Genomic DNA, 248 nt, shown 5'->3' on the forward strand with positions numbered 1-248 from the left:
ACTACGCAACCCACAAGACGCCCGACATCAAACGGTGGCTGCTGGCCCACCCCAGGTTCCACCTGCACTTCACCCCAACCAGCGCTTCCTGGCTGAACCTGGTCGAGCGGTGGTTCGCCGAGCTGACCCAGAAGAAACTCAAGCGCGGCGTCCACCACTCCGTCCAAGCCCTCGAACGCGACATCCGATCCTGGCTCGCCGACTGGAACCAGCACCCCAGACCGTTCGTCTGGACCAAGACCGCCGAC

1 protein-coding gene is annotated in these 248 nt (G+C 64.1%); it reads left to right on the forward strand.

Features of this window, described 5'->3' with window-relative positions; translation table 11 throughout:
• Window positions 1-248, forward strand: a 248-nt coding sequence (locus LG396_RS39030; protein WP_225798348.1) for a transposase, incomplete at both ends; no start/stop codon positions are given.

The organism is Streptomyces aculeolatus (assembly GCF_020400605.1).
Classification (GTDB): domain Bacteria; phylum Actinomycetota; class Actinomycetes; order Streptomycetales; family Streptomycetaceae; genus Streptomyces; species Streptomyces aculeolatus.